Below are 18575 nucleotides of genomic sequence, written 5' to 3'. Positions count from 1 at the left end.
TTATGCACTATGAAAGAAATCAACATTGCTATCAGTCGTCTCAACGAGGCGACTCTCCTGAGTCACCGGATTTCCAAGCTGGAGCTCTATCAGCTTGGTAAAGTGACCTTCATCATCCGTGAGCCAGTAGATGACAAGATTGTCTATGCGTTCACGTCGCCCGCGCTGGGCCGCTTTTTGACTACCTCTCAGACCTCAGATATCCGCGAGGTCCAGCTTGTTGTTGAAGAAACAATGCCTGACTTGGACGGGCGTAATAAGCTTCTCAAGTTGACATTGAGCACCCGGGAAATTGTTTCCATCGACGAAGATGATTTCATCTGTAAGTCGCAGCCTCTGCATCCTCGACCTTTGGAATACACGGGGCGATTATTGACACCATACCAATTATGGGGAGGCGATCCATTGTCCTACCTCAGTCTCATTCTCGTTTCGGATCGGCTCGTCGATAGCATCGAGGACATCGCTCTTGATGGAAATCAGCTGGAGTTGCTGGATGTCATGTGGCGGGAGTATCAGCGTGATCTCAAAGCGGGGCGTATTAGTCTGAAAGAGCGCCATATAATCTATGGTGAGTTCCTGGAGTTTACGGCAAAGCGAATCGGTGGATTTGTGGTCCTCGATCTTTGATGCGCCTGAGGCGTTTTAAAAAGTTCGTAATTGCTAATACTGTATAGGATAAAATTATCGAAATATGCCGAGGGGTCATTCTAAAGGTCAAAAGTCTAACATCGTGCGCTGCCTCGCCTACGCCAGAGTGAGCACAGAGGAGCAGACGCACGGCGATTATTCGAGCATCGACAATCAGCAACGGATCATGCGCTCCCAAGTAGAATGCAGGGAAGGGCAGGGATGGAAGCTTGTTCATGAAGTCACAGACCCGGGGCGAAGCGGGTCATCGCTTGATCGCCCCGGAATGCGCGAAATTATTGATCTGATACGCGCTGAAGAGATCGACCTCGTCATCGTGTTGCGAATCGACCGACTGACGCGCTCGATCAAGGACTTCTACCATCTTTGGGAGGCCATGGAAGCCCATGGTGTTGAACTTTTTTCATGCACGGAGAACATCGACACGTCCAGCCCACTCGGCAAAGCCGTCCTTAATATCATTCTGACATTTGCTGAATTTGAGCGGGAAATGACTGCAGAGCGTGTCCGTGAGAAGCAAATCGAAGAAGTCAAGGAAGGGAAAAAGCATCCGGGGATGGCACCCTACGGCTATGAAAATGACGGAAATCGCTCCCTTCGGTCGAATTCTGAGGAAGCAAAGGTCGTCAAAAAGATCTACGACTGGGTCTTGAAGGGGGATTTACCCGCTTGCGTGGCCAATAAACTGAACGAAAAAGGCCACCGCACACGATCACGAAACTATAATCGAAAAGATGGCTCAACTCGCGTTGGCGGTAAGAAATGGACGGCTGACAAGGTCCAACGAATCGTTCGCAATCCCGTTTACAAAGGTTTTCAAGTGGCACCCGGGGGCACGGAGGAGTATAAAGGTAGATGGAGCGGCTTGGTTAGTCCCGAAATCTGGGATGCGGCACAGAAGTGCTTGGACAGCACTCGTCCGATTCCACTGGAATCCCGGTCGAATAAGCACGAAATGCTGCTGAAGGGTAAGTTGTTTTGTGGACACTGTGGCCAAGCGATGTCGCCGAAACCGGGAGGCAAGCCGGATAAAGATGGTAATCCCAGAAACTATTATGTCTGTCAGAATGTCATATCCTACGGTAGAGGCTCCGATTGTGCGATAAGGAACCTTCCCGGAAAGGCGATTGATGACTTCCTGGTCGAAATAATCGGTGAATTTGGGAAACACCCCGAGATCATCAAAGAAACGCTCGCCAATACTCAAAAAGAGGCAAAACGATCGACCAGACCTCTAAAGTCAGAGCTTGCTCGGCTACGAAAGGCCATCAAGGAGCGGGAAGGGGAACTGGATGCTTCCAGGCGTATTCTAAAGCAGTCCAAAGGGAAGTTGCGTAAATTCGAGCTCGAAGAGGCAGAGCGGATCGCTGAGAGCCTGGAAGGACTAAATCGAGAGAAGTCCGTCATCGAGGCTCAGATTAAGCACAGCGAGGGGCATTTGCTGAACGAGCACATGGTGGCAGAGGCGCTCGGTAACTTTTCGGAGGTGTTTGAGAGTCTAGACTTTCAGGATCGAAGCCGATTGATGGAACTCCTGATTGAGAAGGTCCGTGTAACAGCGATTGACCCTGAAAAAGACAAGATTCCTTCAAAACTGGGTGTTTACGACCTACAAATACGAACTTCGTGTTACCGGATCGACGTCGACTTCTGCATAAAGGCCTTATTCCAAGAGATTTGGAATAAGGCCGTTAAGAGTTCGTATTTAAACGAAAATGGCCTCCCGTAGGGGATTCGAACCCCTGTTGCCTGGATGAAAACCAGGTGTCCTAGACCGGGCTAGACGAACGGGAGGAATAAGGAAGTGGCAGAAGCTACGTTTCGGATTAAGTGCTGCAAGTCTTTTTTAAAAAAATGTCATAATTTTATCTCAAAATTTCAGAAACCGTTTGCAGCGTGAGTGTTAGCGGTTCATCTAAAAAGCATGCAGAATCCTGATTTACCTTTCCCACTGCCCGAAGAAGCAATGATGTCCGTCAATGGGCTGCCTTATCCGCTTGTCGCCAAAGGCAAGGTCCGTGAAGTCTTTGATATGGGCGACGCTCTTTTGATGGTGGCTACAGACCGGGTTTCTGCCTTTGACGTGATCATGAACGAGGGTCTGCCCGGTAAAGGAAGCCTGCTCACGCAGATCAGCCTTTATTGGTTTGAGCAGGCTGCCGCACTGACACCACACCATCTTGTTGATGATCATGCTGAGCGAATCAAGGAGTTGGCGCGTGACTATCCCGATCTGGAGCATCGCAGCATGATCGTGAAGAAATTAAAACCCTTGCCTATAGAAGCCGTAGTGCGGGGCTATCTTTCCGGCTCGGGTTGGAAAGAATACCGCGAGAAGGGTAAACTGTTCGAATATGATTTACCTCAAGGTCTGGTGGAGAGCAGCCAACTTCCCAAGCCGCTCTTCACCCCAACCACCAAGGCGGCCAGTGGCCACGACATGCCTATTCATTGTGCCGATGCAGCTGAGTTGATTGGTGAGGAGCTTTTCCAAAGGGTGCATGACCTGAGCATTGCACTCTACAAGATGGGCGTTGAGAAGGTAGCCGACGCCGGTATTCTCCTTGCGGATACAAAGTTTGAATTCGGCACAGACGAATCGGGCGAACTTTTTCTCATTGATGAGATTTTAACGCCGGATTCATCACGTTATTGGCCGAAGTCCGAGTATCAACCCGGTGGGCCTCAGCCTTCCTATGACAAGCAGTTCGTGCGCGACTATCTTGAGTCATTGGAATGGGACAAGACGCCACCGCCCCCGAATTTACCCGATGAGGTGCTTAAAGGCACACTTGAGCGTTACATCGAAGCTTACACGACGATTGTTGTGTAAGCATGGGACCGGGCAGGTAAGAAAGTGCGAGATTTGAAAGATTTGCCTGTCAGTTGATGATCTGTCACATTCCCGCTCAAACGCATAGCTCTTAATGCTTTTCCACCTTCATATCTAGTTTTATGCCGATTTGGTTGATTGAAGTCTTTGGTGCCGGGGATCTGGATAGTACATTCATCCTCCTTCTTTTAATGACAGGGCCGGTGTGGGTGGCGATGGTGGCTTTCCCCCAATCCCGGCTCGTACGTTCACTGGCACAACCATATCTTTTACCTCCGCTTTATTGTATCGTTCTTTTTGTCCTTCTCTGGAAGTCCCACCAGTCTGCGGTTTTGCCGGATCCCTACGCGCCGATTACTTACGAATCCGCGCGTGAATTCTCGCGCCATCCGATTTCCTTTCTCGCTCTGTTTTGTAACCTGCAAATCCTCAACCTTACCGTAGGTACGGTGATTTATCAAAAGGCCATGCGGTCGGGCATGCGTGCTCCGATCGAGCTTTTGCTCTGCTGGTTTGTCGGCGCGGTGGCCTTGATCCTGTTTGCTCTGCGCCTCCTCGTCCGCAAGAAATCCCTGACATGAATGAGTTAACCGGACTGGGGATGACCGACGTCGCTTCGAAGCCACGGCACTGGCGTGTCTGGTTGGTTGGCGGCGTGAGCCTTTTTGCGGTCCTTGCCGTCGTCCTGATTCGGAACTATTTGTTTGTCAGCGATGGAATGTTGAATCCTGACTTTTCTCTGATTCATGATGCCTACGATTTTAATCTCTGGTACTTGCCGCTAGGGCTACTTGTCATCAGCTTGTTGTTCGCGGGTTTGAGCGTCACCTGGACCAGTCTTCGCAAGCCGTTGTTTTCTCTCTGTGGTATCTACATTTTTTTGGCTGTGGATTTGTTTGTGCTTCGTTACTACGTGACACATGTCGAACCCGAGAAACTCGTGTTACGGAAAGTTCGAATTGAAACTCCAAAGCTGAAAGCACCGGTTCGCATTTTACACATTTCGGACATACAGGCCGGATCGATCGGGGAGTATGAAGAAAAAATCTTCGCGCGTATCGCAGAATTGGATCCGGATCTGATTCTCAACACCGGTGATTACATACAGGAGGTGCCACCGGCTACTTTTGAAAGCGAACTGCCCAAGCTCGTTGACTTGATCCGCACGCTGAACCCCAAGTATGGAATCTATGGTGTTTTTGGGGATACGGAACTGGAGCTTTATCGCGTGCCGGAAGAATCGCTTGAGCCACTCGAGATGCTTTCATCCCGTACTGCCAGAATAGATACGACCGGAGGGGTGCTCAGCGTGCACGGCCTTAGTCTCTATGAATCGAACAAAGCGGAATGGGCCGAAAGGTCTGTCGACCCATGGCTGGAACAGTCGGAGGAATTCGAGTTTCGCATTCTGATGGGGCATTCCCCCGATTATGCTATGGGGATGACTGAGAGGCCTATCGATCTCTGTCTGGCTGGCCACACGCATGGCGGTCAGGTCCGTTTGCCTGTCGTCGGACCACTCACGACTTACAGCAATGTTCCCAAGGAGTGGGCCCGCGGCTTCAGGCGTATAGGTATCCCGTATTTGAACGTCTCGGCCGGGGCTGGTTCGAATCGCCGTCATGGCTTGCCGCCCATTCGCTTTAACTGCCCGACGGAAATGACTTTAATCGAACTCGTACCGCTTCACAGCATCCGTTAACTTCATAAGTAGTTGGCTAGAAAATATACCAGCCAATGACTGCTAAAAGAAAAATAATGAAGAGTACGCTTAAGCTGACGCGTTCCTGTCGGGTGAGTCGCATGGCGGGATAGCACGTGTTCTTCTGTCGGAGCACAAGGTTTGATTTTTCACGGATTCTGTCATAGATAAGATCCATGAAATATAAACTGATTATCGCTTTAGTCTCAGTGTTGTTAGCCGGTTGTGTCAGTAACAGTCCTCATTCGGAGTTTGTAAAATCCATCACGTTCTCCTCTCTGGAGAGCTTTAGCTTCAAGCACACTTTAGTCACTGGAATGGATTTCAGGGAATCTGAAGAGCAATTGCTGGAAAATCTTTCAGAGGAAGTTCTGGTCTCTGAATTGGAAAAGCGCGGATTTGAACCGGTGGAGACAGGTAGTGATTTCTATGTGGTCGCCAAGTGGAATAAAGCCGTCAGCAGTTATCCGGATGCTTTTGACAGCATCGACGGGCCAGCCGCTTCACTCAACCGAAGGGACAACCCGAGCTACCGTTTCGCCTCACGCCTGCACCTCACGGTGGAAATTTACGAGACTGCCACCCGTAACCTTTTCTGGAGAAAAGAGCTGCCCAATATTTTTGATGCCGTTCAATTCACAGAGGAGCGTGTCGTCGAATCGCTTCAGCGTGCGGTGAAAAACTTTCCGGAACGTATCAAGAAGGACCCTTCGCTTCCGGACATAGAGTAGTCAGCTCAAAGATTGCTTAGGAAGTCACTGATTATCTCTGCGCTGATTTTGGGTTCCTCCAAATGGGGCATATGACCGGCACCCTCTATTGTCTCGCACACAGCCTCAGCTAGCGCGTGAAGCATACGTTCTGCGATCCTTACGTATTTCCCGTCCTCGCTGCCGCTGATCAGCAGGATAGGGATGTTCAGCTTGGCGAGTTCAGGCCATAGGTTGGGGCAACTGCCTTGACCAAACTGGCGAAGACTGGCCGCGAGCCCTGCCGCGGTATGCTCTTTTCTCTTAATTTGCATGCCGCTGCGCCAGTCTTCGCGGATTTTCTTCTGGCTGCGTATCATGGGGGTGTTCTGCCAGAACTCGATAAAGCGTTCCACGCCATGCAGCTCGATCCGCTGAGCTAGCTTTTCATCCACATCTCTGCGCCTTGCACGCTCGGTTTCATCTTCAATCCCGGGATTGGGACTGATGAGTATCAGCGCGTCCCATGCGGCCGGATGTCTGCAGGCATGGAGTAGTGCCGCGCGAGCACCCATGGAGTAGCCAAGTAGTACATGAGGTGTTGAGTCCTCGGTATTGAACGCGGAACGTTCCGTTTCTACGAAGCTGAGGATTGTTTCCGGCGTGCAATCGGGCTGAGGGGGCGGCCCGTGCCCCGGGAGGTTGGGGTAGCGCCAGTTCCCCCCGCACAACGTGGCGAATGGCGCAAAATCAGTCCCTAATCCTGTGAAGCCGTGCAGGGCTAGAATAGTGGGGGAATTGCTTTGAGTCGTCATGTGGGGGGCACTGCGACTACGGCGTGCCATTCGCAAAGGAAGGCCTTTATTGTTCAATTCGTTATTCGACGACTTTCGCACTAATGATCTTCTGGTCCTCGACGGGACGGTCACCGGGACCCTTTTCCACTTTTTCGAGTTTCTCGACCACGTCCATGCCGTTGACGACTTCTCCGAAGATGGTGTGTTTCATATGCAACCATGGGGTCGCGACAGTCGTAATAAAGAATTGGCTGCCATTGGTGCCGGGGCCGGCGTTGGCCATGGCAAGAAGGCCGGGCTTGTCGAAAGCGAGGTCGCGTGCGCATTCATCCTCGAATGGCTTGCCCCAAATGGATTCTCCGCCCATGCCTGACCCGGTCGGATCGCCACCTTGAATCATGAATTCCTCAATGATACGGTGGAAGATAATTCCGTTATAATAGCCGTTCTTGATATGAGTGGTGAAGTTTTCGCAGGTCTTCGGAGCGACATCGTCGAAAAGTTCGAATTCGATGCTACCTTGAGTGGTTTCGAGAATGACGTTGGGCATGTTGCTGTGTGGTTAAGTTGTTGATTGGAGGGTGGTTGAATATTTATTCTAAGTCTTGCTGTGAATCTCAATCCGGGATCAGAATTGTGATTAAGCTTGTTGGTTCAGGTGTGCAATTGTCTCGACGACGAAATGATCCAGACTGGATTGCGGCGCCTCAAAGCCAAGCGGTAAATCGAGTTCCTGCAATGTCTTGCTGGTCATGGGCCCGATACTGCCGTACACGGGCTTCCGGGCACTTTTTTCGAGGGTGAGGGCCGTCCGCTGCTCGACGAAGGATTTAACCGTGGAGGAACTGGTGAAGAGCACGGCGTCCGCACCTTCTGCGCGGTAGCGTGCTGCGGCCGGTTCATTTGTCAGGTTGGTCTTGCTGGTCTGATAAAGTGGTAAGGTATCGACGATGGCCCTCGCCTCCGTTTCAAGGCTTTGGACGAGTTCCTCCCGGTTTTGGTTACCGGTAATGACCAACACCTGGACACTCTCAACTCCCTCATTTTCGATCAGCTCTTTCGCCAGGGCTTTGGCGTTGGCTTTTTTTGGAACGAGGTCGACTTTTAACTTATGTTTTTCGATTTCGCGAGCGGTGGCGGCGCCGACGGCGGCAATGCGCATCGGCCCAAGGCAGCGGATGTCATCATAAGCGCGGTAAAAAAGGTCAAAGAAGGTTTTCACCCCATTCGCACTGGTAAAGATGACCCATTCATAGACGGCGATGCCGGCCAACACTTCGGTCAAGAGCTTCTGATCGAAACTTGGCTCCACTTTAATAAAAGGAAGTTCGATGACCTCCGCGCCGTTGTCTTCCAGCATTCTGGATAATTGCCCCGCCTGCTCACGGGCACGGGTCACCACGATCCGTTTGCCGAAGAGTGGTCGGCCTTCGAACCATTCGGTTTTGGAGCGGTGGGCCACGACTTCGCCGATCACCACGATCGCCGGTGCGCCCAGGCCGGAGCGTTCAAGGTCATCCGTGATGGTATTCAATGTTCCCTGAATGGAGCGCTGTCGGTTGAGCGTTGCCCATTCGATAATGGCGACTGGCATATCACCGGACATCCCGCCTTCCTGCAACTCGCTAACAATACGTGCGAGTTGTCCGATTCCCATATAAATACAAAGTGTACCGGTGTTTTTGCCGTAAGACCGGAAATCGATGCTTAAAGTCTGTTTCTCCGGATTTTCGTGCCCGGTTAGAAAGGTAATGGAGGAACTGTAGTCACGGTGGGAGAGGGGAATGCCTGCATAAGCCGCAGCCGCAAGTGCGGCCGTCACACCAGGTACGATTTCGTAATCGATCTGATCGGTCTCGAGTTCGCTGACTTCTTCACCGCCACGTCCGAAAACGAAGGGATCTCCTCCTTTCAGTCGGACGACTTTCATCCCTTTACTCGCGCGGTCCACAAGTAGTTCTTCGATTTCATCCTGAGGGATGGAGTGGCGCCCCGAGCTTTTACCCACATAGATGCGCTCAGCATCCCCGCGGGACCAGTCGAGCAGCTTGGGGTTGGCCAGATAGTCGTACACGATGACATCCGCCTGTTCGATGAGCTCGCGGGCGCGCACGGTCACGAGACCGGGATCTCCGGGGCCGGCACCAATTAAGAATACTTTTCCATTTTTAGCCATCAGAGTTTCAAATCATCCATGATCGCAGGCAGGACCGCCTCGATATCAATAATGTTGTTCAGTTCGAATTCGAAGGTCGTAAAGCCGATGTCGGGGTGGTAGATGTAAAAAACCTTACCGTCGTAATGCGCGCCGACCGGTGTCTGGCAGCCGCCACCCAGACGATGGAGGAACTCGCGTTCCAGTGTTACGGCTAGTTTGGTCTTCTCGCAAAAGAGCTCGCGGTATTTCTCAAGTTCAGATTCCCGGCATTGGATGGCAATCGCAGCCTGTCCGGGGGCGGGTACACATTCATCAAATGGGAGTTCGATAAATTCCAGGCCCTCATGCGTGTGAATTTCCAGTCGCGCCAGCCCGGCCGCCGCCAGAATCGAGGCATCGGCCTCGCCGTCAGCAATCTTCCGCAGGCGGGTGGCGACATTGCCGCGAATCGTGGTCCACTCCGCTTCCGGATAAAGCTCCCCGATCTGGGCGCGGCGACGAGGGCTGCTTGATGCGATACTGGCAGGTTTGTCACAAGCCTCACGTTTGACCAAGGTATCACTGGCCTTGGCTCGGGGGAGATAGCCGGCGATAAACAAGTCTCCGGTCAAGGTGGTCGGCAGGTCTTTCGCACTGTGAACCGCCAGCGTGGCACGTCCGTCGAGAAGGGCCTCTTCAAGTTCCTTGGTAAAGAGCCCGAGCCCGCCGCGTTTTTCCAAAGACCAGTTCAACCGCTCATCGATCTTCGTCGAAAGCTGCAACTGCTCGAATTGGTCTTCGGGTAGCTTATCCTTGAGCCAACTGACGACGTAGTCCGTTTGCTTTACGGCAAGCGGGCTTTTTCGAGTGGCGATATAAATGGGTGAGGACATTCCAGAGGATGAGAGGTCAACTAAATTGCGTTGTCACTACGGCATACAGCGGTTCCGGCGAAGCGCAACCTTGCATCAAAAGAAAAGCGGCCGTGGTACAGGACCGACGACCGCTCGAAATTTCGAAGTTATGAAACAACTTAGTTGTAAGCAGCCTGAGCGCCCTTGATGTTGCGCTTTTTGACCCACGGCATAAGCGAGCGGAGCCGCTGGCCGGTCTTTTCGATTTGGTGGTTCTGGCCGTCCTTGATGTACTGCTTGTAGTTGGGCAGACCTTCCTTGTATTCCTTGACCCAGTTTTTGGTGAACTTGCCGGTCTGGATATCCTTCAGGATCGCCTTCATTGCCTTCTTGGAAGAGGCATTGATGACACGAGGGCCGGAGATGTAGTCACCCCATTCCGCAGTCTCGGAAACGGAGAAGCGCATACCGGAAAGACCGGATTCAACCATCAGGTCGACGATCAGTTTGAGTTCGTGCAAGCACTCGAAGTATGCCATTTCCGGTTGGTAGCCAGCCTCGACAAGTGTTTCAAAGCCGGCAAGAACGAGTGCGGAAGCACCGCCGCAGAGAACGGCTTGTTCGCCGAAAAGGTCGGTTTCACATTCTTCCTTGAACGTAGTTTGAATCACGCCGGCACGTGTGCCGCCGATACCCTTGGCCCAAGCCAGGGCGATCTTCTTGGAGTCTTTGGAAGAGCCCTTCAGTACGGCGATCAGAGCCGGCACACCTTTGCCTTCGACATACTGGCTGCGGACCACGTGCCCCGGACCCTTGGGAGCGACCATGATGACACTAACGCCCTTCGGCGGTTGGATCAGTCCATAATGAATGGCCAGGCCGTGAGTGAATGCGAGTGTCTTGCCCTTTTCGAGGTTTGGAAGGATGTCCTTCTCGTAAATTTCCGGCTGCTTCATGTCCGGTACAGCCAGCATGATCACATCGGCTTTCTTTACCGCTTCGGCAGTATCGTAAACTTCAAAACCCTGGCTCTTGGCAACTTTGACGGACTTGCTCTTCGGGTAGAGGCCGATGATCACGTTGAGGCCGCTCTCCTTAAGGTTTTGGGCATGGGCGTGGCCCTGAGAACCGTAGCCGATAATGGCGAGGGTCTTCTTTTTGATTACTTTAAGGTCAGCATCCTTATCTGTATAGACTTTAGCAGGCATATTTCTTTTGGTTTGTTAGTTAAATTCCGGTGATTAAATTTGTGTGACTCAGCCGCGCTTCAATGCAAGATTTCCCGTGCGAGACATTTCTACGACGCCGTAGGGTTCGATCAGGTTGAGGAAGGCTTTCACCTTGTTGGCGTTGCCCGTCATTTCAATATTAAGCGTGTCCTGAGCGACATCGATAATCTTGGCGCGGAAAATGTCGCAAATTTGCATGACTTCAGAGCGCTGGCCCGCGCTTGCGGTTACCTTAATCATGACAAGCTCCCGTTCCGTGGCTTGACCGCTGGAGAATTCGGTCACTTCCACAACATTGACCAACTTGTAAACCTGCTTGATCGCCTGATCCAGAGCGGCGTCGTCACCGATTATTGTGGCGGTAATGCGGGAAAGCTTATCGTCAAGCATCGGGCCGACATTAAGTGTCTCAATGTTAAAGCCTCGGCCACTGAACAGTCCGGCAATACGGGCAAGAACTCCGAATTTATTTTCGACGAGTATGGAAATAGTATGGCGCATGGAAATTAATTGAAGCATCCGCGCCGCCGGTTGCCGCTTGGCGCGGCTCCGTAGCCCGGAAATGGTGGACGGAGAGGGACTCGAACCCACGACCTACTGGGTGTAAACCAGTTGCTCTAACCAACTGAGCTACCCGTCCTCAAAATCTGGGAAAACGGAGAAAATGCGCGGGGGATTGCGCGAATCAAGTCTTAATTTCATTATAGCTAAAGTTTTGTCGACCGCGGCAGCTTTTGCTGGATCACAACGACATATTATTGATTTCCGGATGGGTGTATGTCGTATTAGACAAACCCTAACAATGAACTGCACATTCCTCCGCACTGGAGTAAAATACATACTCGTTGCCCTGACTGCTGCGTTTGCTTCCCAAATCGCCGTAGCACTAGCGGATGTTCGCTACGATGAGCGTGTCAACCACATCGCGCCTATATTCGGGATTGCGATCTCCATCGTATTGGTGGGTGGTTATCGCTATCTGCCTGCTATCTTTATCGGCGCGGTAATTCCCGGAGCCGTGAGCAAGGTTGATACTTTTTCCATTCTTAGTGCACCCATGGCCGCCGTGGCTGCAGCGGCACTGGCCCGTCGTGTCTTGGATGCGATTCGCGTCGATGTGACCATGGAGCGTGTGCGGGATGCCTTTCTGATGCTTTTTTGGGCCGCGGGTGTCGCCACGTTTGCTGGGGCCCTCATCCAGTCGCTTTTTTTGTGCAGCGGTCCGAATGGGATTCCTTTTAAGGAGTTCTGGGAGTTGTCTTTTTCCAACTGGTTGTCGGCAGCCGTCGGCACCATCATCGTTGCGCCTTTTGTTCAGACATGGGCCAACCCGGTTGGTTTCCGCCTGGGGTCCAAACAGCTCGTTGAAGTGTTCATCTGGTTTGTGGCGCTAATTTGTTTTGGGCATGTGACTTTTAAGAATTGGGCGCCTACGGATACGCTCCTTTATCCGATGGAATTGGCCATTTTTCCAATCATGGCATGGTCGGCTTTCCGTTTTGGTTTGAGAGGCGCATCAGCCGGTGTGCTGGCATTGGCGCTGCTGGCAGGCTGGGAACTCGTCCCCGTATTACAGGGGCAGGGGGAATCGATCACGCAAAGCCCTGCTAACGTGTGGTTTTTCGTCGGTATTGTCTCGGTCACTTCAGTCTGTCTGGCCGCCGTGATGACTGAGCTGCGGCGTCGGGAAGCCCAGATTTCGGAGAACGAGATGCGTCTGCGTGCCTTTACGGAAGCGCTTCCGGATATTGCTTTCGTATTGAGCGCCAGTGGCACGATTCATGATGTTTTTGCAGCCACGGATAGAATCTGTGCCAACCATCGTATTTTCAATGCCGACAGCGTACGTGGGAAAAAGATAAGCGACTTGTTTAATGACAAGGTCTGCGCGGAGTTTATTGATACGATAAAAGAGACGCTCCGCAGCGGTCGTGTCAGCACGCTGGAGTATTCCCTCCAATCGGTGGATGTCGGCGTGCACTGGTTTGAGGCACGGGTCACGCCAATGGCCAACAGCGAAGAGCAAAACGACCAGGTTGTTTGGGTGGCCTACGACATCAGTTCGCGGAAGTCTTCGGAAGAGGCGATTCGCCACCGTGACACAATCCTTCGGGCCACGGCACATGCCAACAACTGTTTGCTCACGACTTCGGGCTTCGAAGACGCGATCGAAGCTGCGCTTTCTGAAATCGGCAGAGCGCTTAGCGTGGACCGTGCGTTTATTTTTCGCGTATCGGGTAGTGACCACGGAGAGTTTCACAATTTTGCCGTGAAATACGAGTGGCAGAAACGGGATGAGATCCCGAGCCTGCTTTCGAATCCATCCTTACAGAATGCACCTTTTGAACAATACTGCCCACATTGGTATGAATCACTTGTCGAGGATGGGATTGTAAAGGTCGACTTTAACAGGGCTTCCGATGAAGAGGTCGAAACGCTTCGTGTTTTTCAGGCGCGTGCGATTCTGGCTATCCCCATGTGGAAGGAAGGGAGTCTATACGGCTTCTTCGGTGTGGACCACTGCGAGCAGGCGCATGATTGGAACGAGAGTGAAATTAACGCGGTTCGTCTTTTGGCCTCCGGGCTTTCCGGCCTGATCATGATTGAGGAAAATCAGGATGATTTGCGCCTGGCGAAGGATACGGCCAACGCGGCCAGTGTGGCGAAGGGAGAATTCCTCGCGATGATGAGCCACGAAATTCGAACTCCCATGAATGCCATAATCGGTTACACGGACTTGCTCTTTCAATCGGACCTCGACCAGCAACAGTCCGAACACGCAGCTATCATCAAACGCAGTGGCCGCGCGCTACTGGATTTGATCAATAATATTCTGGATTATTCCAAAATTGAGTCACGATCACTTGATCTTGAAGCGGAACAATTCGATCTCGAACAAATCATCTGCGAGGCACTTGAGGAGGTACTCCCCCAGGCGAAGGACAAGAATCTCAGGGTGGATTACGAAATCGATCCGAACGTGAGGGAGTTCTATATAGGTGATGCTCACCGTCTCAGGCAGATCTTGCTGAATCTTTCGAGCAATGCCATCAAGTTTACCAGTAAAGGGTCCATTACGATAAGGGTGAGTCTGAAAGCCATCGACTCGGAGCATGATTCTGATGTGCTACACTTTGAGGTGATTGATACCGGGCACGGCATCCCGAAAGAAAAATACGAAAAACTCTTTCAACCATTCACTCAGGTGGACTCTTCGACAACCCGCCGCTTTGGTGGAACAGGCCTTGGGCTTGTGATTTCCAAGCGCTTGGTCGAGCGTATGCACGGTGAGATCTGGATTGAAAGTGAGCTGGGGGCGGGCTCCAATTTCCAGTTTCATGTCAGACTGGAGCATGCTGCATCAGTGCCTGGCGCCGCGCGAAAAGAGGGAGATGCTGTCGACGATGAGGAGCTTTTGGAGCCTGAGTTTGCCATTAAGAATCCACTTAAATTACTCCTGTGTGAGGATGATAAGGATAACCGCTGGGTTATACGGGAACTTCTTGAAATGCTCGGCTATCGCCCGGACGTGGTCGAAAGCAGCGAGGAGGCACTCTGTCAGCTGAAGAACCGCAGCTATGACGCCGTGCTCATGGACGTTCGCCTGCCGGGCCGAAGTGGTATTGAGCTCACGGAGGCGATTCGTTCCGGAGAGGAGAAGGTAGAGAATCAAAATCAGTATATTATAGCGGTCACTGCTTATGCGATGAACGAAGACCGTCAAAAATGTCTCAGTGTCGGGATGAACGATTACATTCGGAAGCCGGTGGAAATCTACGAACTTAAGGAAGCATTGAAACGCGCAAGTCTGGCAGCGCAGCATTGATTCCTTTAAAGGCGTAAACCTATGCCTGAACTCGTTTCCATCCCCCAGTTAATCCAGCGGGTAGGTGTGCCCGCAGCTCTCGCGGCTGTTTTGGCTCCGGGTTTCGGCTGGTTGACCGGATTAACGCATATCAATAAGTCCTACCGCCGCTTTCATTCCGAATTGGATGATTTGGAGGACGATCCACTTTTTTTCTCCAAGGCTCTGCGTGCTGTTAGAGTGCAGTTTGAAATCGATACCGAGGACTATGAACGGATTCCCAAAAGTGGTCCTCTGTTGGTCGTCGCAAACCATCCTTACGGTGGTGTTGATGGAATTATTCTGGGCGCGCTACTGAAGAATATTCGTCCTGATGCCAAGATGATGGGGAATTATCTTCTGGCACATCTCGACGGTATCCGGGGGAGCTTGATTACAGTCGATCCCTTTGATCGCTCTGCATCGACAAAGTCGAATATAGCTGGCATGCGTGCAGCGATCCGGCATCTTCGGGAGGGGAGGTGCCTCGGCGTATTTCCCTCCGGCGAGGTTTCTCATTTTCACATGAGCAGCCGGGCGGTGATTGATCCACGTTGGTCGCCCCATGTCGTCAGTCTGGCAAAAAAAACCGGTGCGACGGTTCTACCGGTCTACTTCAAGGGGCGGAATAGTTTTTTGTTTCAAGTTCTGGGTATGCTTCACCCGCGCATTCGCACCCTCTTGTTGGGGCGGGAACTTTGCCGCATGCAGGGAAGAAGCGTCAGCATAAAAATAGGTCAGCCTATTCCGCCAGAGCGTTCGGAACGTTTTGAGAGTAAGTTGGCGGCCGCTGAATATCTGCGGCTCAAGACCTACTCACTCAGTACGACCCCGTCCCGAAGTGGGAAGCTTAGGTTTCCCTTTCGTTCGGCGTCGGCGGCCAAAAACAAGCTTGAGCCCTTGGTTCCCCCGCAGGACCCGGAGCTACTTGCAGCGGAAGTCAGGGCACTCCCATCCGGGCAGCGCTTGGTGGAGCAGGGTGATCTGGAAGTCTATTACGCGCGTTCCAAGCAGATCCCCTGCATTATTCAGGAAATTGGGCGGTTGCGTGAAGAAACCTTTCGCGCAGTCCAGGAAGGCACCGGATCGGCCCGGGATCTGGATCAATTCGACGAATATTATGTGCACCTGTTTTTATGGAATCGCTCTGAGGCGGAAATCGCCGGTGCCTACCGTGTCGGCTTAGCCGACGAGATTGTGGAAAAGCATGGGCTTAGGGGGCTCTACACCTCCACGCTCTTTCAGTTTCGTCCGGGGTTTATGGAGAAATTGGGACCATGCCTGGAGCTGGGCCGTTCTTTTATTCGAATTAAATATCAAAAGAAACACGCGTCACTTTCCCTCATATGGCGGGGGATCGGTGAGTTTATGGCAAAACATCCGCGTTACCGGATTTTATTCGGACCGGTGAGTATATCGGATGCTTATCACAGTATTTCCAAAAACCTGATGGTCCACTTTTTTAGAGAGCACAGTTTCGATGATGAGATGTCGCAACTGGTGAGTGCACGGAAACCTCCGAAATCCGAAGCTAAGCTTCGGGGGACTTCACTTAAGAATATTGCCGAATCGATCACTTCGATTGATTCGGTTTCTGCCATCGTTTCCGGTTTCGAAGATGATAAAAAGGGAATCCCGATCCTGCTTCGGCACTACCTGAAATTGAATGGGGTTCTCATCAGTTTTAACGTTGATCCGGCGTTTAACGATGTGATCGACGGACTCATTCTTGTGGACGTGATGAAATCGGAAGGAAGGTTGCTAGAGCGCTATTTTGGAAAGTCGGCGTATGCCAAGATAGCGGAGTATCACGCGAAGAATAGCTTGAACGGCGACCGGAATCATCCGGACATAAAAAAGCCTGCTCGAGAAGAGCAGGCCGAAGTGAAACTATAACCGAGAGGTCACTTTCGTTTATTCGTGAGCCCGGCTTTCGTTTTGATGTTCATGACCGTGGCCCCCGAAACCCCGTACTTTTCAGCCGCGCCTTTGATTGTTACTCCGGCTTTAAGGTCGGCAATCAGTTGCTTGCGCTTGGCGTTACTCAGCACAACACGCTTGCGTGTGCCAGTTGTTTTCGAAGCCTTCTTAGGTGCAGGTTTTCCCTTTTTGTGCTTTAAGAGTTCACGGGCACTGATGTGAATGCCTTTCTCGGCAAGACTCTTGGCCAGCTTCTGGGTTTCGACCAAATCTCCTATTGCATCGGATACCGCATCGTTGGCAGCTTTGGTTGCTTTGGCCACAAGCTCGTTGTCGGCCGTAACCCCGGCGGGAAGCTTGATGTTTATTTTGATAGTGCGCTTTGCCATAATACTTTTTCTAGTAGCTTGAATTGAAAACACATTCTTACTTCGTCAAGTTATAATAGTTTATAATTATTTTATTTTATGAAATTATCAATCGCCCAACTGGATGTAAGACGAGGTGATCCTGAATATAATTTAGATTCGATTCGACGCGCCGCCGAAGCTGCTTCCGCAGAGGAATCTGATTTATTATGCCTTCCCGAGATGGCAACGACCGGGTTCGATTGGGACAAAAACCGGGCATTCCTGTCCGATGCGGAGCAACATCACGATGAGCTATCCCGGATCGCGCAAAACCATAAAGTGGCATTGTGCGGTTCTTTTTTGGAGCGTTCAGATTCCGGAATGCCACGAAATACGCTGTTCTATTTTAATAAAGAGGGAGAGGTTTTAGCTAAATACAGCAAAATACATTTGTTTTCACTTTTTAACGAGGATCAGCATGTTGAGGCGGGGAACAAATTCGTCGTTGCGGATATCGAACACGGTCGGGCTGGTTTTGCTGTTTGTTATGACTTGCGATTTCCAGAACTGTTCAGGAAAAACACCGATCTTGGCGCTCAAATACAAATTCTACCTGCCGCGTTTCCACATCCCCGCCTGGACCACTGGCGCACATTAGTACGTGCCCGGGCAATCGAGAATCAGTGCTATTTTATCGCGGTTAATCAGTCCGGAGTGGAAGGCCACGGTGAGGGTGTGGGTTCAACTCACTATTTTGGTCATTCCATGGTGGTCGACCCTTGGGGAGAAGTTCTGGTTGAGGCCGGGGAGGAATCAGAGTTTCTTACGCTGAACCTCGATTTGGATCGTGTATCAGAGACCCGCTCCAAAATGTCTGTGTTGAAAGATCGGCGGCTCGACCTGTGTTAACGGCCGGTCACTTTTTTGACAAATCCCGGGCGGTCGACGGCTTTGAAAAATGCTGTGCCGGCGACCATCGTGTCCGCTCCGTGTTCGATGCAGAGCGGTGCCGTTTCCATGTCGACACCACCATCGACCTCGAGCCTGAAGTTCAGGTCCATGCTTTCCCGCCAATCAGAAATCTGTTTTATTTTCGGCAACACGTCGTCCCGGAAGCTCTGTCCGCCAAAACCGGGCTGCACGGTCATACAGAGAATAATATCGCACTTCTCCAGGAAGGGTTTGGCCACTTGCGCATCGGTGCCGGGGTTGAGCACGATGCCACATTTACAGCCCTTTGAGCGTATATAATCCAGCGTTTCCATGACGGGGTAGTCCGGTTCGACGTGAATGGTGATCTGGTCGGCTCCGGCATCGAGAAAGGCATCGATATACTTATCCGGGTTGTCCAGCATCAGATGTACATCGAAGAAGAGTTTCGAATTCGGACGCAGTGCTTTGACGGTTTGTGGGCCGAAACTGAGGTTGGGCACGAAATGTCCATCCATAATATCGAGATGCACCCATTTCAGGTCGGCAGACTCGATCTCCTTTAGGCTGGCGGCCAGGTTGGCGTGGTCTCCGGCGAGAATTGAAGGGGCAAGTAGGCATGCGTTCGGACTGAGCATG

17 protein-coding genes and 2 tRNA genes are annotated in these 18575 nt (G+C 51.7%); 9 read left to right on the top strand and 10 right to left on the bottom strand.

The window, feature by feature from the left end; all coding sequences use genetic code 11:
• The first annotated feature begins 9 nt into the window (after positions 1–9).
• Together DDZ13_RS09545 and DDZ13_RS09540 are read left to right on the top strand one after the other, a co-directional pair.
• Complete coding sequence (locus tag DDZ13_RS09545) at positions 10–630, top strand: hypothetical protein (RefSeq protein ID WP_110131230.1); 621 nt, start codon at positions 10–12, stop codon at positions 628–630.
• A gap of 103 nt (positions 631–733) precedes the next feature.
• Entirely contained in the window at positions 734–2380 is a 1647-nt protein-coding gene (locus DDZ13_RS09540; protein WP_158279866.1) for a recombinase family protein, read from the top strand.
• Here DDZ13_RS09540 and DDZ13_RS09535 read toward each other — a convergent pair.
• Positions 2368–2445, bottom strand: a tRNA-Glu gene (locus tag DDZ13_RS09535). The two genes, DDZ13_RS09540 and DDZ13_RS09535, sit on opposite strands and share 13 nt — an antisense overlap.
• Before the next feature lie 172 nt (positions 2446–2617).
• Between DDZ13_RS09535 and DDZ13_RS09530 the strand changes: the two genes are divergently transcribed.
• The 4 genes from DDZ13_RS09530 (at position 2618) to DDZ13_RS09515 (ending at position 5917) form a co-directional block, all read left to right on the top strand.
• The gene (locus DDZ13_RS09530; protein WP_343192836.1) at positions 2618–3484 is read left to right on the top strand and encodes a phosphoribosylaminoimidazolesuccinocarboxamide synthase; all 867 of its coding nucleotides are present in this window, start codon (positions 2618–2620) and stop codon (positions 3482–3484) included.
• A 122-nt stretch (positions 3485–3606) separates the two neighbouring features.
• Complete coding sequence (locus DDZ13_RS09525) at positions 3607–4065, top strand: abscisic acid-deficient protein Aba4 family protein (RefSeq protein ID WP_110131227.1); 459 nt, start codon at positions 3607–3609, stop codon at positions 4063–4065.
• Positions 4062–5186 (top strand): metallophosphoesterase, encoded by a 1125-nt coding sequence (locus tag DDZ13_RS09520; RefSeq protein WP_110131226.1) that lies wholly within the window; start codon positions 4062–4064, stop codon positions 5184–5186. Before DDZ13_RS09525 ends, DDZ13_RS09520 begins: the two co-directional genes overlap by 4 nt.
• A 176-nt stretch (positions 5187–5362) precedes the next feature.
• Positions 5363–5917 carry a DUF4136 domain-containing protein gene (locus DDZ13_RS09515; RefSeq protein WP_110131225.1) on the top strand — a complete coding sequence of 185 codons (555 nt, stop codon included), beginning with the start codon at positions 5363–5365 and terminating at the stop codon, positions 5915–5917.
• Between the two features lie 5 nt (positions 5918–5922).
• Here the strand turns inward: DDZ13_RS09515 and DDZ13_RS09510 are convergent, their stop codons facing one another.
• The 7 genes from DDZ13_RS09510 to DDZ13_RS09480 all read right to left on the bottom strand — a co-directional run bounded on the left by DDZ13_RS09510 (position 5923) and on the right by DDZ13_RS09480 (position 11532).
• A complete protein-coding gene (locus DDZ13_RS09510) occupies positions 5923–6720 on the bottom strand; it encodes an alpha/beta fold hydrolase (protein ID WP_110131224.1) in 798 nt (265 codons plus the stop codon).
• A gap of 31 nt (positions 6721–6751) precedes the next feature.
• Positions 6752–7222 (bottom strand): peptidylprolyl isomerase, encoded by a 471-nt coding sequence (locus tag DDZ13_RS09505; RefSeq protein ID WP_110131223.1) that lies wholly within the window; start codon positions 7220–7222, stop codon positions 6752–6754.
• 90 nt (positions 7223–7312) lie between these two features.
• Positions 7313–8848: a uroporphyrinogen-III C-methyltransferase gene (gene cobA, locus DDZ13_RS09500; protein ID WP_110131222.1), complete on the bottom strand. Its 1536-nt coding sequence runs from the start codon at positions 8846–8848 to the stop codon at positions 7313–7315.
• A complete protein-coding gene (gene hemC / locus DDZ13_RS09495) occupies positions 8848–9702 on the bottom strand; it encodes a hydroxymethylbilane synthase (protein WP_110131221.1) in 855 nt (284 codons plus the stop codon). Before hemC ends, cobA begins: the two co-directional genes overlap by 1 nt.
• 140 nt (positions 9703–9842) lie before the next feature.
• Positions 9843–10871, bottom strand: a complete 1029-nt coding sequence (gene ilvC / locus DDZ13_RS09490) for a ketol-acid reductoisomerase (RefSeq protein WP_110131220.1) — start codon at positions 10869–10871, stop codon at positions 9843–9845.
• 48 nt (positions 10872–10919) lie between these two features.
• Positions 10920–11393, bottom strand: a complete 474-nt coding sequence (gene ilvN, locus DDZ13_RS09485) for an acetolactate synthase small subunit (protein ID WP_110131219.1) — start codon at positions 11391–11393, stop codon at positions 10920–10922.
• Positions 11394–11455: 62 nt separating this feature from the next.
• A tRNA-Val gene (locus tag DDZ13_RS09480) sits at positions 11456–11532 on the bottom strand.
• A gap of 162 nt (positions 11533–11694) precedes the next feature.
• On the opposite strand from DDZ13_RS09480, the gene DDZ13_RS09475 reads away from it, so the two are divergent.
• A complete protein-coding gene (locus DDZ13_RS09475) occupies positions 11695–14718 on the top strand; it encodes an ATP-binding protein (RefSeq protein WP_158279865.1) in 3024 nt (1007 codons plus the stop codon).
• 21 nt (positions 14719–14739) lie between these two features.
• Positions 14740–16632 (top strand): bifunctional lysophospholipid acyltransferase family protein/GNAT family N-acetyltransferase, encoded by a 1893-nt coding sequence (locus tag DDZ13_RS09470; RefSeq protein ID WP_110131217.1) that lies wholly within the window; start codon positions 14740–14742, stop codon positions 16630–16632.
• 8 nt (positions 16633–16640) lie between these two features.
• Here the strand turns inward: DDZ13_RS09470 and DDZ13_RS09465 are convergent, their stop codons facing one another.
• Positions 16641–17045, bottom strand: coding sequence for a helix-turn-helix domain-containing protein (locus DDZ13_RS09465; protein WP_110131216.1), 405 nt, complete (start codon positions 17043–17045; stop codon positions 16641–16643).
• 78 nt (positions 17046–17123) lie between these two features.
• On the opposite strand from DDZ13_RS09465, the gene DDZ13_RS09460 reads away from it, so the two are divergent.
• On the top strand, positions 17124–17915 hold the full coding sequence (locus DDZ13_RS09460) for a nitrilase-related carbon-nitrogen hydrolase (protein WP_110131215.1): 792 nt from the start codon (positions 17124–17126) through the stop codon (positions 17913–17915).
• Here the strand turns inward: DDZ13_RS09460 and rpe are convergent.
• Positions 17912–18574: a ribulose-phosphate 3-epimerase gene (gene rpe, locus DDZ13_RS09455; protein WP_110131214.1), complete on the bottom strand. Its 663-nt coding sequence runs from the start codon at positions 18572–18574 to the stop codon at positions 17912–17914. The genes DDZ13_RS09460 and rpe overlap by 4 nt on opposite strands.
• Position 18575 lies beyond the last annotated feature (1 nt).

It is taken from the genome of Coraliomargarita sinensis (assembly GCF_003185655.1).
In the GTDB taxonomy this organism is placed as follows: Bacteria; Verrucomicrobiota; Verrucomicrobiia; order Opitutales; family Coraliomargaritaceae; genus Coraliomargarita_B; species Coraliomargarita_B sinensis.
This window is presented reverse-complemented; position numbering and strand designations above follow the sequence as displayed.